The sequence below is a fragment of the Leptothoe spongobia TAU-MAC 1115 genome, assembly GCF_018739885.1.
In the GTDB taxonomy this organism is placed as follows: Bacteria; Cyanobacteriota; Cyanobacteriia; order Phormidesmidales; family Phormidesmidaceae; genus Leptothoe; species Leptothoe spongobia.
The window spans coordinates 118,620-133,429 of the sequence record NZ_JADOES010000011.1 but is presented as its reverse complement, the minus strand read 5'-3'; the positions used below and the strand labels follow the sequence as shown (position 1 = coordinate 133,429).

Sequence of the window (14,810 nt, the reverse complement as noted above, 5' to 3'; positions counted from 1 at the left end):
ACTTACTCGAAGGTGCGCAACTGGCTGCCAAACGTTAGCAACCATAGGCGTTTCACCGACTTCTGCCTAATGGATAGATCACCGAGGGGGACTAACACCATGAGTTTTAATGAACTAAAGCGACTAATCTCCACCATGCAACCGCCAGTCCAGGGTGCCGGAACGTCAACCCCAATGCCGGGCATCAAAAACTTTAGCCTGGGCAAATCCTCTGGAGATGAACTACTGGCAGCAGTAGGCTTTGCCGGTCTCCTTGCCACTGCCGGACTTTTCCTAGCCCCACGCCTGGTACCAGGGATGGACCATCTCGTGTTTTTCGGCTGGACTGTTGCTATTGCAACTTTACTCAAATTCTGTTCCGAATGGCCTAATCCCAAGCCCCTAACCACGGCCAGCTTTACCCTTTGGGTCGCTCTTCTGCTAGAGAATCTCAACTATTTCCCCATGTGGAAGACCGGCTTACTGGTACCTCTGGTGGCCACCGCCTGGTGGATCTTTAACGATCTCTTCCGCGATGGCAATGGCAAAGTCGCCTGGTGTACCCGCTTTGCCCTGGGTGCCTTTGGCGCAGTCGGCCTGCACTGGCTGATCACCGGCTCACTGGTGTAGGGCAACCCCTACTCCCATGATCAGGCGACTGCTTCCGGGTAGTCGCCCTTTGCCATGTTTAGAGGAAGTCACCATGTCCCCCGCACAGTTCCAACGATTCAAGCAGTTTTGTGCGATCGCAAACCAATACACCCAAGAGTATCCCCACGAATTTCAGGACGTCTCCGGGCAGCAGATCTGGCAGGACCTGATTCAGGTAGCGATGGCCTTGGGTGTCGTAAGCAATCGCCAGGAATTTGAAACCGGTTGGAACGTCCTGATGGCAGAGGAAGCCTTCAACCTACCTGCCTATGAACCCAATCAAGAAGCCGAACCTGAGGCTTCTCAAGCAGAACCGTTACCCGAGGGCATGGGCGGTCAGATCGTCTCAGTGCTCAAAGCCTTTCGGGTGCAGGTGGATTATCTGGGGGAAGTACCAGGACCAACCTTTACCCGATACCAACTTAAGCCACGCTTGGGAGTAAAGGTATCGGCCATCTCTGCGCTGGCCACTGACCTGAAAGTCCACCTGGGGTTAGACGCCGTGCCAATTATTTCCGCCCAGTCAGGCTGTGTAGCCCTTGACGTACCGCGTCCAGATCGGCAGTTTGTCCTATTTGAGGATTATGTACAGTCAGAGTTGCGATCGTCGCCCCCCTCCAAAATCACCCTGGCCTTAGGCGTAGGTTTAGATGGCACCCTACGAGAAGTCGATATCTCCGATGCCAACAGTTGCCATTTGCTTGTGGGTGGCAACACAGGCGGCGGCAAATCCGGCGTCATTAGGGCCATGCTCTACAGCCTATTCTGGCGCTATTCCCCGGAACTGGCCAAAGTGCTACTGATCAGCATCAAACGCTCTGAGTTTCCTGACTTTCAGAATATTCCCTGGCTCTATGGGCCAGTAGTGTCAGAAGCCACCGAGGCAGTCTATGCCCTGGAGCATCTATGCCAGGTAATGGACCACCGCGATCGGGTGCTGGCCACTGCCCGATGCAAAGATATCGATGTGTACAACCAAAAGCATCCAGCTAAACCCATGCCACGTTTGCTCGCCGTATTTGATGAGCTGGCAGATTGCATATGCGTACTACCTGCCAAAACCTCAAAGGAGGAAGCAGAACTACCCACCAGCAAGCGGTTAGAAACAGCCATGGTACGGATTGCCCAGAAAGCTCGCTCCACCGGCATCCACCTCATCGTGGCCACCCAAAGACCCGAAGCGTCAGTCCTCACCCCACTAATCCGCTCCAACCTACCAGGACGGATCGCATTACGTACTAAAACAGACGCAGACAGTCGCATGATTTTTGGCAATGACGATGGCTCAGCGGTAAACCTTCTAGGTAAGGGAGATTGCTTTCTAGCAACGACGGAAACAGAACGGTTGCAAACGTTACATGTGAACCAGATGCTGATTGATCGGTTCTCTGACAAATATGTCGATTCGGTAGAACCTACAAGGCCTTGGGGATTGGCAGCTGTACACCAGAAGGGAGCCTCTGAAAAGGCTGACGACCCATTGTCAGCAATTGTCAATTATCTAACTGAGCAGGGTGGACAGACCACACAGCGAGAGATTCAGCGAAATGCGCTAGCTCAACGCTTTAATGCAGAAGAAGTTGGAGAACTAGTGCAACAGCTTGAAAATCAGGGAAAAGTGGAATTGTCAAAAGAGGGCAAGAGCACCCTGATCAGCCTGTCAAATCCGGACAATGACAATTGACAAAGTTGACTTTTGTAAATTTCTTTTAGAATCTCCATATAATGTTTGGGGGCGATAATCTTCAGTCCTTTTATGGGAGATGGTCTCTTTTAGGCGGTCAATCACCTTACATTTGGCGTAGATAATGAAGAAAATTGAGCTGTCATAGCTATATCCAATGTTTTTAGCCTGACACTCTTCCATTTTTCTTAAGCCTGTGTAATCTCCTGATTCTAAAGCTGGGTGAGAAGGTGTGGTAAAACTGAATATACGATGAAGCTTTAACCATAAAATGAAACCTTGGCAAGTAGCAACAGATGTAAAAGAACTGCGCAACAATTTGAATAAAAATCAACGAAAGTACTTAGATCAAGAGGAAGAGCTTAGCTCCGACGAGCGAATAGAAGGAATCAACACCTTATTCAGACTTGCGGAGGATTACTGGAAAACAGTAGGAGTACAAAATCCGTTTGTGATTCAGTTTTATATTGAAGATATGCAATCTGAAAGTTGGTTTGTGAAAGTCGATGACACGGGTGGGGAAGCTATCAAAGGACTGTATGCTGGAAAGCCAACTATGACCTGGAGTTCTGATTTCGATACTCTTGAGGGAACATTCAAAGGCAGTGTTCCTGATAGGAATAGCCTAACGATCGATGGAGATTTCAACACTTTGAAGATTCTTTTCACTGCTCTGCATCAAAGTTCACCATATTCATAGAAATACCAAAAAGAGAGACAACCCAAAGCCTAGTATAGGCTTGTCTACTAGAGACAGGATAATTCTTTTAGATAGTAAGATTTTTTGGGCTCAGCATAGAGCCATAATAATTTGATGTTAAAGGCAATATTATATTTTTCGAAAAATCAGATTATTTCATACGTCAGATTGTTGTAAATCATAGAAAATACTAATCAAAAATGATTTTCCCATTTGATGCACGCAACAGGTTTGATATTAACTCCGGGGTCTAGCTCGTTATAACTCAGCACGTTGATATAGGGGAACTCAAGCGCAATGATCTCCCTTAGTAAAAGACGTACAGACATTTTAGTCAAAATCACTGGCAGCGTTGTGGCAGTGGATTGGTAAAAGGAAGAAACCTGATTGTCTATCTCTGTCAACAATGCAATCTTTTCTTGCTCTTCCATGGGTGCTTGATTTGAATATTGAACTCGATGTTCGATATCTTTAGAGAGAAGCCACACTGAAATTGCCTTAGTACCTCTTGTAACTGCAAATGTAATACTAGACCCGAGTGTGATTCGACAGGCTTCACTACAGTTTTTCGCAGAGAAGAGCTTTGTATCAGTTCCGACAGCAGGGCAAATACGTGCCTGTAGAAGGGAAATTGGAATTTTTTTTTCAAAATCCTCCTTAGCAATGCTTTGAACTTCCAATAATGTCTCAAGAATTGTCCACATATTTCGGATTGATACTTTCTCCTTTACTAGATTTTGCAAGACGTCGATAATGGTGCAAAGCGAAAATCGCTCTAGGACCTTGAAAACTAATGCAGGATAAGACCGATTTAGGCTAGAAAGAATGGTTTCAACTTTGGCTATAGAAAGGTACTCTGAAGCTTGTGTACGAAGCTCAGCAGCTAATGTGAGAAATAAATGTTCTTCAGTGTTCCATCTGGTAAATATCAATTCCTTGAGCTTTTCGGCATCAGTCGTCGATATTATAATAGATTTGCTACCATCATTTGGGTTAATTGCCTCTCGTCCTTTTATTTTGAGTAGTTTGAGTTGCTCGTGGGGAATATTCACGAAGACCTCATCTGGTGCTAGTCCTTCCCGGAGTGGTCCTCTGATTTGGTGCAACCAGATCTGAAAATAATGATTTGGGAGATCTGTTGAGAGCCGAAATTTTACTGTCGGAAACTGAATACCTAACTCATAAAATAGTGTTTCTCGCATTAGTAAAATTTTGTCATCCAAACTTGAGTTAGTCTTGAGTTGAAAGTTTAATGATAAAAACACCGTTTCGTAGAGTTTACTAGAAACATCGACAGTGATTTGGTGCGGTGTCTCAGCAGCTAGGAGTGATTCAAGGATATATCTGTCGTCTTCGATATTTTCAGCATCCTCACCGTCAATGTCTTCTATATACAAGGCCCATTGTTCTGCTACACGCTTAGCAATATCCATATTAAGGCCAAGCTGTGTACAGCGTTCAAGAAGCTTTTTAAGCTGCTTTTTATTTATGCTGGCTCCTAACTGCGAATTTGCATTATCGAGAAACCACTTGCAGTACAGATGATCAGCATATTCATCAGTAACCAGTAAGATCCGATTGAGAAATATCGCTTCACATAGCCTAGAAATCAAATTGTTTATTTCAGATCCCTTGAACCAGTTCTTAGAAGGGATTCTCCCCTTTATCCCATTGACTATGATGCCAGGGGAGATATGATTTTCAAGGAGATTGTCTGATGATGTGAACACTATTTCCAAAGATACTTGAATTCCTAGATCACCAAGAAGCCTCCTAAGATATTGCTTAACCTCCTCTTGCTGCATACTTGACAGAGAACTTTCGCCAAGGCAGAACTCAACATGGAATTTCGGTTTTTTAACTGTTTTTGCCGGACCCTCAAATGCTTCCATACCCTTTATCTCTTAAGCACCAAGATTATTTAGAGTCTGATTTTCTGGAGAGGAATTCATCTTTTCGGCAGTGCTCAGCACTGGAATACAAGGGAACTCCAGGTCCAAGACTCCTCGAACTAGCGCTCGATGTTTCTGTCCCGAAACAACAAGCGCATATTTCTTGTGTTCATCTATTTTTTTTCGAACCTCGTCAAGAAAATCTGTTGGATTGACGGCTACGATATTCCCCTCAGGGGTTATCTTTTCGCTTTCCAAGCTCTCAATCAAGTCATCTCTTAGATCCAAGAAATTATATTCCTGATCGTTACCCCACAAATACTTTCGAATTTGAGAGTCTAGTCGAATTTTTTGAATTATTTCATTAACTGTCTTTCCTTCTCGCCACAATCGGATAAATATTTGATAAATCAATCTAAAGTCATCAACAGCAACATTTTCTGCTAATATGATTTTTTGTATAATTTCAGATTCTGCTATATTACTAGCAATTTTTTGAGGATAGGTATAATCTAAGGTTGATGTAATCTTATGTATGAGACTGTTTCTTGTTTGGGCATCAACTGAGTCTTGCTGCAGGGCTGTATCTATTTCTTGAATAAGTAATTTATCAGGTAGAAATTCATTTTTTCCTTTATCAAGGATTATTTTGCTAGTTCTATCGAAAATACGAACATGATAGAAATTTTCAATTTTAGCTACAATTACCAAGCCATTTCCCTCTGATGGAAGATCATTAATACTTCCAAGGGACATCAAATTTAGGTCATACTCTTTTGGTAATGCTTCTAGCTGCTTAATAAGCAGCTTGTCAGGGAAGAACTTCTGGCTAATATACATATGCCCATGCCTATCAAAAATGCGCAGGAAATAGGAGTTCTGGATTTTTGCAACAATTATTAAAGCTTTTCCTTCTTTTGGCAAAGCAGAGAGATCCTTCAAGACTAACACCTTTAGGTTGTAGCACCCAATAGGAACTCTCTCAGCCACTAACCCACGCACAACTCTTGCTAGCAAATCTATATAACTGTAAGGCTCGTGTTCATTGAAGCCCACAATATCTCTCTCCAAAGGAATTCTGGCCTGTTCCAGATAGTCTTGTACTTCTTGATCTTTTACAGGAAGTTGGGCCTGTTTCAGATAATCTTGCACTTCCTGATGGCCTATAAACTTAGTAAGTTGACTTGAGAGAACGGCCTCAACATGTTGAATCATAAATTTAAGAGGCTTCCATACTTCAAGATTATTCTTGCGAGCTAGCTCAAAGTTTTTTTCATTTACCCAGAATGCATTTTTGATCCAGTTATCATTTATAGAATTACTCTCATCGATCTTAAGTCTAGTGAGGTTTTCTCTACTAGCAAATACCACTCCACCTTTGGGATAATGAATAAATCCACTTTCTTTACGAACCTCATGAATCATAATAGCGTAGGCACCTGCAGGATAGCCATTTTCAATCAGTTGCCAGCGTATTATTGGGAGTTTCACTCCAAATCGTTGCTCTATTTTTTGATGTAAAGTATGCAATAATTGAGCAATTGTTTTATCTGAGCCATCTGCTTGCTCAAAAGTCTTGGCATCAATCTTAATAAGGAGAGGTATAAAGGGATATTTTTTGTTTAGTGGTTGCCCTAATTGGAGATCATCTTTAGCAATCAATCGTGGAGACGTATCGAATAATGTTTGTAGCGCTAGAGTCAAGTTTTCCTTTTCTTTTAAGTCCTGAGTTTTTCTAAGCTTGTTGTGAAGATAAATTTTCAAAGTTACCAATAAATCATATCGATCAAGTAACGGTTCCGCATCTCTAAGTATTCTGTCAAAGGGATTAGACTCTCCCGTTTTTGACAATAATTTATAACTTTCACTTAGACCATTCTCTTTTTCTTTCCATTTGCCAAGCTTTAGGGAAAGTATACCATGGCACGTTTTTAAGCGTGCTGTGCGAAAGTCCCTTTGAGAAAGAGAGTCCTCTTGAATGTCTGGACTTATGATTTCAGGCAGTAGCTCGATCTTCTCTAAAGCATCTTCATATGCTTCTTTAGCCTTATCGTCATTATGGATTTTTACATAGAGCTCAGCTTTTAGCTCTAACAGATAACTAGCACTCCAATAATCATCTACCCAATCATAGTTATCTGATGCGGCTTGAAATTCTTCTATTGCTTCTGAATACTGTCCGTTTGACTTCAACAATTCTGCTAAATTACAGCGAAGACTTCCACCCCATCCGGCAAACTCCCAGCGCTGAAGATATAGTTCTCTCGAATTCAAGTCAAGGCTTGCCAAATTCAAGCTAATCTTCGCTAAGAGTTTAGTTTTTGTGCGACGATCGGTTACTTTATTTCCCTTCCATTTCTCTGCTTCTATATGAATTTCCTTGTTAATTAACTTCTCCTGAATTTTCTTGTCAACAACTTGGCTGCCAGATCTATCAAAAACTCGAATGCGAGAAGAATTATTTTCGTCGCCAACTGTTATTTCATCTACGATCACCAAAGATTTTTTTTCTTCAATAAAATTTTTATCCCCATCAGAGAGGCACAAAATTAAGTCATATTCCCATCCCTCAGCATCATCAGAAATATGTCGCCTCAGATTTTGAATTATGATGTCAGTGTCATATTGATTGCTAATCACTGAGGATGGTAAAGTCTGTTCACTCCAGAGCTTAAGTAGACCAATTCTCAGGATATTTAAGCCTTTTTCTGTAGAATTATGAGAAAAAATCTCTCTAAAGGTATCTTCGGCTTTTTCCCAATTACTTGTGCGCAGATAATAGCCAGCTTTTGTAGAAAGGATGTGTTCTAAACTAAGCTTTGATTGAAGCTCATAAGCTGCATTAAAGGCTGATTCTACGATCTCTTCTTTGAATTCAAGGTTTTCTAAAACTCGAGCTAAATGAGTATATAACAGTGAAAGTACTGTCGTATAGTAAGCAAAATTACGTTGTTTCTTAGCCTTATCTTTCTGCTGAGAAAGCCTATTGCGTGAAATCTTGGCTTTTGCCCTGTTGCGTGAAATATTAGTCTCTGTAATGGATTTTAAGTAGTAATAAAGTGCTAGTTTTTGATTCCCCTTTGAAGATTTCACAACAACTAGATTATTAGCTCTTAAGGTGTCTGGAATATATCGAAAACGCTCAGTGTACTCGTTATTTGTGTATGCTTTTGAAAATGCCTGCTGAATTTCATTTGTTTTTTTCTCGCTAAAGCAAACGCCTGGTTCAGCAACAGTTAACACCAGCTTAAGCAGAGATGACATAAGGTTACGATGGAATTGATCATCCTTTGGAGATATATCCCTCGTTTGCATGAGTTCCTTCTCTTGAGGTGCTTTTGAAAGATAATTTTTCAGTTGAGATGTTTCTTCTTTGGAAAGATTGAGCTTTTTATAAAGCTTCTCACATTCTCGCTTAAGCGGCTGATTCTCCCAAAAGCTCTGTGAGGATGAATGATTAAGGAAAAAGTTCATTGTATTCAGCAATTAGTCCTCCTTCTTCAAATCTTCATTATCTTTTTGTTGACTCTTAGTTATTTCGAGGATATTAGATATCTGGTTAAGCAGAGATCTAATGTTTTGTTTATCGTCTACTAGAAACCGATCACTTTCAGTAGAACTCTCTAAATCACTTCCAGTAGAGCCTTTTGAATCACTTTCAATAGAACTTTTTGAATCACTTTCAGCTTCAAGAGAAGCTTGCTCTTGAAGATTTGTCGAAACCGCTGCCCCCAGAGGAGATAGCAATACTGGTTGTAGGCTCACTTGCTGGATGGTAATTTCTGATTGCTCTGTAATAACGTTAGGCCATTCTCCAAAAGTACTTTTGGTAAGATGAGCCCACCATCCAAAAGTAATGGTTTCGCTAAACCAGTTTTTGTTGAACCAATCACGATAAAGATTTGCTAATTCGTGGTTTAAGAGTTCATTGTAAGCGCGTAAAGCATCTGCTGCTTGAATGACGTTTTCAAGTTCATATCGCAACCATTGATGCCAAAGCTGTCTTCCTTGATCTAACTCTGAGTGTCGTTTAATGATGTCTTCGGTTAAATCAACGGGGAAAATCTCATATATTTTCTTGATTTTTTTCTCTTGAGATATCTCTTTATTAGATGTGTTATTGTCTGGAGTCTTACTCCGCTGGTCAGAATTATCTGTTTTACTATTTAAGCTATCGATGTGTATTTCGAGAGCATAAAAATCAGCGAACTTTTCTAATAACCTCTCATCATTATTAAAACTCTGTAAAAAAGAGTTGTATAATTGGTGGCAGATTTTTCCTGCCTGATGATCTGTTAGAAGATAAGTATTGCCTTCCTTAAACTGAAATTCGTAGAATAATCCGATTAGATGACAAAAATAAGGAAAACATGTCTTCATTTTTTCATAAGCAATTTCGTCTAATTTCTCCCTTAAATCATCTTGGTTCTCCCATATTAAAATTAGGTGATAAGAATATTGTTCGATATACTCTTCAAGCAAACCTGCTAATACACCAGCATAATTTGCCAGAGACCAATAATGCTCACTCGCAAGTGTGGAAATGTGGTCTGTTACAGTTTGAGAAAATTTACGCCTTGCTTCTCTGCGTAAACCCCATTGTTCAAAGGGCCATTTAACTAAGAAAGTTAGTATGCCCCCAGTAATAACAAGATCCCTTAAAATAGATGACCAAGGTTTACTCGATGAATCTCCTTGGGAATTATTTTCAGACTGACCATCTTGGGAAGTATCTGCAGATTGCTCATTGCTGTCTGCAGTATTTCCCTGAACAAATATTGTTGGCGAGTGATTATGCCTGATGTCGCTAACCGAATAAAAACCGTTAGCATACGCGCGGGTACTACTGCCTAATACAAATGCTGCTATGCATATGCCCCCCCCGGCGAAAACATTTGTGATACAACGACTTAAGGCATATCGTTCTTTAGATGAAACTAGAAATGCTATTCTCCCAAAGCTTTTGACGACCAAGCCTCCATTTATTCGCATGCTGAATAATTATTGCTGCCTTAGTGCTACAGGTAATATTTATTCAAATAACATACTACAGATAGTTTTTTTAAAACCCTACATGACTCACAATACACAAATGTTTCAATTACTTTAGAATCTTAAGTATAAAATCAAAGATGGACTGCTCAAAAGAACCGTTGACTTTATTTGAACAGCCTTCGTCAAGTTCAGGTGCAATTTGGTTATCCCTCTTTAAAGAAGCTTATCTATCCTTAAGTTGAAACTCTATTAGTACCCTTAAGTGAAATTCCACTGGACACCCTAGACACTCTAGTAGCGTCAAAACGTTTGCCAGCAATAATCAGTTTCGACTTGCCTCTTCAGCTCTCTTGTGAAAAACGACCTGGTTCAAAAGCTCTATAGTGTTAGGCTTAGGATGCGATTTTCCAGTCACTAAGCCATCATCAAATCCATTATCTAGTGCTGTACCTGTGCAGCTACAGCTTGAGCAATTGTCTGCCAATCTGCTGACAAAATGTTCCCTTAAAGATCATTTTTAGTTTAGTGAGTCGCTCTGCTTTTAGTTGCTCTTGAGGCTGGTCCATGTATTCAAAATAGGCACATCCCATTGACCTAGTCTGGTGGGTTCAAAACCTGCTCAGCAGTAAGGGCAAAATCTGGAAATGTAAGGGAAACAATGCGATCGCTACCGCTAAAATAGCTTCCTGATACGACCCATCCTTTAAGGTCAGCACAATTACGACTTGCTGCTTCGAGTCGATCAGCCAGTATTCTGAGATCTCCCACGACTCATACTGAATCAAACTTTTCCTCATAGTGACAACTTTCTGCTCAAACTCTAGCGAGATTTCAGCAACTTCAGTAATTGAGTTCTCGATTGCCATCCCCGAACAAGCCCTCGCTTATAAACCTTGGCAATGAATGGCTGAGAATTACCCTGAGAAAACCGTTGCATGCTAGACAATGCCGCCACAAAAATATCTGCCATTTCTGGCCCTGTCAAATTAGCCGAGTAAAGCACAAAAACTCGTGCACCAGAAGCCGCCACTGCCATTTGCTCCAACACCCTACGACCAATGGCATCATCTTTGGTCAAAATAAGCCATCCATGTTTCCCAACGACGGGTAGCCATTCAACATCCAAAGCCTCGGGAGGAAAATGATCGTCATGGATTTCCACAGTTGCCCCAGCCTTACGCAGAGCTTCTGCAACGGACCTTCTACCCAAAGCCCGATCAACAAAGAAAACCGGCTTATTCTTTTTACTCACGCCGCCTTAGACAACGTTAATTCGTAGCGCAGCACTTCCTCCAGTTGCTGACGGCTAAATCCATAATCATCCGCCAGGGATTCCATATCTTCACCAGCCCTGAAGCGGTCAATAATCACATCAGCAGGAATGCCTGTATTGATAACCACAGGCCGACCAAACGAAATACGCGGATCAATAACCAGCACCCGAGGCGCATCAGCCTTCTGTACCTGGATCAACGGAAATAGTCGCTGTGCCAACCCTTCCTCGTCCCACTCAATCCGCTCCAGCAAATGCTGTAGGGTCTTTTGCATCGCCAGTTGCCCATCCCTGGAAGCATTAATCAACTTACCGACCGACTCAACAAACAGATCCACACCATCAGTCTGAAATTGGACACGGGCCAGGGGATGAGGTACCCCAAACTTTTGCTCCACATAATCCAGAGCGGTACGTACTTTATCCAGACGTACTTTATGATCCTGACGAATCACCCTTAAAACGTGAGCTTCCACCAGGTTAGTAAACGAAAGCTGTGAACTATCAAGATCTGGCAAAGAGATCAACGGTTCAAAATACTTCGTGCCACCAGCCGTTGGATATGCCCGTCCATGTAGCCATGACCCTAGCGTCCTTCTTGGAATTGTTAGGTAGCGGGCTGCATCAGCAACTGTATAAGTTGCCACGTTGCGGATATCTACCTGGCCATAGGTAAAGGTCATAAACCTGGAGCTAAATCTACCTGAAATTTACACGACATCTTATATATCGACTACCACACACCTTAGCGGCTTCACCTAAATGCAAGCTGTTCCGCCATGGCAACGATCGCCAAATCAAGACTAATACGAATGTTCCCTAATTAATATACTCGGCTAAAGACATCGCCAATATTAGCAGTGGCTTTGCTGACGGAATATGGCAGTAATTCTTGACATCCCTGCAAAGTCCCAAGGCACTGATGGCTTACTCAGGTGGGTTCAAGACCTGTTCAACAGTCAGGGCAAAATCTGGAAATGTAGAAGAAGCGATGCGATCGCTACCGCTCAAAATAGCTTCCTGATACGAACCATCCTTTAAAGTCAGCACCATCATAACTTGCTGCTCTGGGTCTATCAGCCAATATTCTGGGATCTCCCGCGCCTCATACTGATCACGCTTTTCCTCGTAGTCGCGATCTCGATTGACCTTTCCTGGACTAACCACCTCCACAACCAGAACTGGCGGCGGCATATCCAACCGAATCGTCAACCGCTTCTGGGTCAGCTCAATATGCTCTGGTCGCAGAATGATTAGATCAGGAAACCGATTACGAGCCTGCTTTGGCTTAAGGACAGGTACCTCCAGCTCACAACTATAACGATGGGTAAGCCGAGGCTTAATCAGACCTGCATTAATGAAATAGAGCTGGAGCGCAAACGAAATCCATGCATTCAGTTCAGATTCCGTTGGCATTTCCACCAGCACTCCATCAATCCACTCGTAACGACTATCCGTCCCATCGTCATAGGTCAGATAGTCTTCAAAGGTCATCATCCTAGATTTAGTAGCTTTAGTAGGCATAGGATTTACCTTCAGGATCAAGCCCTAACTCCATTTGAACCGTCGCCATCCGTCGCCGTCGTCGAGCATCGAATAGGTACATCTATTTTATAGCCGCCATCATACGGCAGCAATCATGACCCCTACTACACATGAGTAGGTGCCGTCATCGCCCAAAAACTACCCAAGGACTGTAAACTTAATCGGAGCAATTTTGGCCCAAAATAGGTACAATTTGGGTATGATGCTTTTTCATAGTCTTGTGCAGGCTTTTCACATCAAGGGTTACAGCTCTATCGAATATGGCCTTGGGGTAGTAGGGGGCGTGGGTTCAAATCCCGCCGCTCCGATTGATGAAAACCTCTGATATCAGAGGTTTTCGTGTTTTAAACCCATGGCCAGCAGTTGAGTATGCCGTGGGTATGCCATCGTCTGAAATGGTCATTTGTCCGTCAGAAGCTGACAAAATACGGTAGCAAATTGGTAGACGATTTCTATGCCAAGAACTCCGAAAGGTACCGGCAAAATCGAATCAGCTCGTCAATGACTCAGGCTTCGCCGGAGCCATTGAGGCAAATGCTATGCTTTGGCAGTGGGGCTGATCGATAGCGAAATAAACCGACGCATCGCCCAAACTAAGGCCGAGGCCATCACAGAAGACCCGGCGTTAGACTTTTGTGATGGACTGGAACAATGAAGCGATCCAAGCTTGATCAGCTTCTGAGAAACTGGGCGGTGGCAAAGGTTGTGAGTAGTCAATGCGTAAATCGTAGCTAGCCCGTTCGTGATGTATCAGTGATTTTAGTATGGCAAATTTGTCTAGCGTGGAGTGCTTTCATGAGCGTAGCGATCTACATGGACAACATCTAAAAACCATAACTCCAACGAGCATAGTATCCTCGAGCATCAATATGGGTAAATACGGTAGCACTTGCTAATCCCCCCTTAGATCCCCACCAGCGATTGAGACGATCATAGACATCATAAGGATGCAAACCAGGAGCTACAAAATCAACAGCATCACCATTTAAGTGGCGGGAGCGGCTAGCCCCGCCAACACGACGATTGGTGACTGGGTCGCGATACCAGGAGTTGATGGTAATGGGGCGTCCCCCCAGACGATCGCGCACTTCTTCCATAACACGGGCGATGCGAATAATACCGTAGACCACATTACGATTGACCGGAATCCGGCTACCGCCATGGGTGGCTTCTCCCCAGGTAAAGTTACCACCGGGAATGATTGGATTGGATAGATAGAAATTGCCTTGAAATCCTGGCAGTTTGACGTAAGGACCACTGGGCTTTGGTCGAGGAGTTTCATTTTTTGGCTGGTTCTCCTTTTCGTTGCCCTCAATCTGAATGTCAGGCTTATAGGCATACCAAATCAACTCAGAGCGGTTATTAAAGCTCGGTTCGGCTAGCTCTAGTTTGACATGGTTAGATGGAGCCAGTTCGTGACTAATTAGCTCTAGTTCGGTCGTATTTTTGACAAAGACTTTGTCGCTATTGCTCAGTTTGGATGACAACTGAGGTGATGTTTTAAAGAGGGTATCGCTGGTGACAGTTAGGGTGATGGTGTCGCCCACGATCCGGATGTCAGGTTTGTAGGCATACCAGGTGGTACGATTTTCTGGACCTAGGAATGCATTTGCGATCGCAATCCTCACATGCTGACCTTCTGCTGGTAGATAGGACTGCAGATAATATTCAGTACCATTCGGAACAAAAAACTTTTCCCGTTCGCTCAGCTGGGTAGATAAAACTGGCCGCTGCTTAAATAAGGTATCGCTGACAATCGTGAGTTTGATATTTGTGTCATAGACCCTGACATCAGGTTTATAGACATACCAGACAGTTTGCTGAGCGGGGCCTAAAGGCTTAGTGAGTGTGACTTTGAGATGACCACCCCTAACCACATCAGATGTCGTCAGATCAAACCCTGTCCCATTCGGAACAAATACCTTTTCTTGCCTGGATAGATTATTTGATAACTCAGGACGTTGCTTAAATTGCGTATCACTAACAACTTTGAGTTTTTTCATGATGTTTCTGCATCCTGATTACCAGATACACAGCCAGCCCTTGTAATGAGTGGCTGTTACTACGAAGATTCCCTTCTATCTGCCCAGT

Annotated in this window: 12 protein-coding genes; 3 read left to right on the top strand and 9 right to left on the bottom strand. The window is 42.9% G+C overall.

What is annotated here, in order from left to right:
• The first annotated feature begins 99 nt into the window (after positions 1 to 99).
• The 3 genes from IXB50_RS08295 (at position 100) to IXB50_RS08285 (ending at position 3,014) form a co-directional block, all read left to right on the top strand.
• Complete coding sequence (locus IXB50_RS08295; protein WP_215608484.1) at positions 100 to 609, top strand: hypothetical protein; 510 nt, start codon at positions 100 to 102, stop codon at positions 607 to 609.
• Positions 610 to 682: 73 nt separating this feature from the next.
• Positions 683 to 2,314, top strand: a complete 1,632-nt coding sequence (locus IXB50_RS08290) for a DNA translocase FtsK (RefSeq protein WP_215608483.1) — start codon at positions 683 to 685, stop codon at positions 2,312 to 2,314.
• Between the two features lie 271 nt (positions 2,315 to 2,585).
• Complete coding sequence (locus IXB50_RS08285; RefSeq protein ID WP_215608482.1) at positions 2,586 to 3,014, top strand: hypothetical protein; 429 nt, start codon at positions 2,586 to 2,588, stop codon at positions 3,012 to 3,014.
• 194 nt (positions 3,015 to 3,208) lie between these two features.
• Here IXB50_RS08285 and IXB50_RS08280 read toward each other — a convergent pair whose 3' ends face one another.
• The 9 genes from IXB50_RS08280 to IXB50_RS08240 all read right to left on the bottom strand — a co-directional run bounded on the left by IXB50_RS08280 (position 3,209) and on the right by IXB50_RS08240 (position 14,722).
• Positions 3,209 to 4,906, bottom strand: a complete 1,698-nt coding sequence (locus IXB50_RS08280; RefSeq protein ID WP_215608481.1) for an FHIPEP family type III secretion protein — start codon at positions 4,904 to 4,906, stop codon at positions 3,209 to 3,211.
• Positions 4,907 to 4,918: 12 nt separating this feature from the next.
• Positions 4,919 to 8,380 (bottom strand): FHIPEP family type III secretion protein, encoded by a 3,462-nt coding sequence (locus tag IXB50_RS08275; protein WP_215608480.1) that lies wholly within the window; start codon positions 8,378 to 8,380, stop codon positions 4,919 to 4,921.
• Between the two features lie 12 nt (positions 8,381 to 8,392).
• On the bottom strand, positions 8,393 to 9,898 hold the full coding sequence (locus IXB50_RS08270) for a hypothetical protein (RefSeq protein WP_215608479.1): 1,506 nt from the start codon (positions 9,896 to 9,898) through the stop codon (positions 8,393 to 8,395).
• 597 nt (positions 9,899 to 10,495) lie between these two features.
• Entirely contained in the window at positions 10,496 to 10,669 is a 174-nt protein-coding gene (locus tag IXB50_RS08265; protein WP_246564255.1) for a hypothetical protein, read from the bottom strand.
• 52 nt (positions 10,670 to 10,721) lie between these two features.
• On the bottom strand, positions 10,722 to 11,153 hold the full coding sequence (locus tag IXB50_RS08260; protein ID WP_215608477.1) for a PIN-like domain-containing protein: 432 nt from the start codon (positions 11,151 to 11,153) through the stop codon (positions 10,722 to 10,724).
• Positions 11,150 to 11,857 carry a DUF433 domain-containing protein gene (locus IXB50_RS08255; RefSeq protein WP_215608476.1) on the bottom strand — a complete coding sequence of 236 codons (708 nt, stop codon included), beginning with the start codon at positions 11,855 to 11,857 and terminating at the stop codon, positions 11,150 to 11,152. Before IXB50_RS08255 ends, IXB50_RS08260 begins: the two co-directional genes overlap by 4 nt.
• A 244-nt stretch (positions 11,858 to 12,101) precedes the next feature.
• The gene (locus IXB50_RS08250) at positions 12,102 to 12,698 is read right to left on the bottom strand and encodes a Uma2 family endonuclease (protein WP_215608475.1); all 597 of its coding nucleotides are present in this window, start codon (positions 12,696 to 12,698) and stop codon (positions 12,102 to 12,104) included.
• A gap of 646 nt (positions 12,699 to 13,344) precedes the next feature.
• Positions 13,345 to 13,470, bottom strand: coding sequence for a DUF4058 family protein (locus IXB50_RS22760; protein ID WP_407658802.1), 126 nt, complete (start codon positions 13,468 to 13,470; stop codon positions 13,345 to 13,347).
• 73 nt (positions 13,471 to 13,543) lie between these two features.
• Positions 13,544 to 14,722: a D-Ala-D-Ala carboxypeptidase family metallohydrolase gene (locus IXB50_RS08240; protein WP_215608474.1), complete on the bottom strand. Its 1,179-nt coding sequence runs from the start codon at positions 14,720 to 14,722 to the stop codon at positions 13,544 to 13,546.
• Between the last annotated feature and the right edge of the window lie 88 nt (positions 14,723 to 14,810).

Bases quoted from the DNA above. Each gene is read 5' to 3' on its own strand.
- IXB50_RS08280 (WP_215608481.1), bottom strand. From the start codon at position 4,906: ATGGAAGCATTTGAGGGTCCGGCAAAAACAGTTAAAAAACCGAAATTC.
- IXB50_RS08275 (WP_215608480.1), bottom strand. From the start codon at position 8,380: ATGAACTTTTTCCTTAATCATTCATCCTCACAGAGCTTTTGGGAGAAT.
- IXB50_RS08290 (WP_215608483.1), top strand. From the start codon at position 683: ATGTCCCCCGCACAGTTCCAACGATTCAAGCAGTTTTGTGCGATCGCA.
- IXB50_RS08240 (WP_215608474.1), bottom strand. From the start codon at position 14,722: ATGAAAAAACTCAAAGTTGTTAGTGATACGCAATTTAAGCAACGTCCT.
- IXB50_RS08270 (WP_215608479.1), bottom strand. From the start codon at position 9,898: ATGCGAATAAATGGAGGCTTGGTCGTCAAAAGCTTTGGGAGAATAGCA.
- IXB50_RS08295 (WP_215608484.1), top strand. From the start codon at position 100: ATGAGTTTTAATGAACTAAAGCGACTAATCTCCACCATGCAACCGCCA.
- IXB50_RS08285 (WP_215608482.1), top strand. From the start codon at position 2,586: ATGAAACCTTGGCAAGTAGCAACAGATGTAAAAGAACTGCGCAACAAT.
- IXB50_RS08255 (WP_215608476.1), bottom strand. From the start codon at position 11,857: ATGACCTTTACCTATGGCCAGGTAGATATCCGCAACGTGGCAACTTAT.
- IXB50_RS08250 (WP_215608475.1), bottom strand. From the start codon at position 12,698: ATGCCTACTAAAGCTACTAAATCTAGGATGATGACCTTTGAAGACTAT.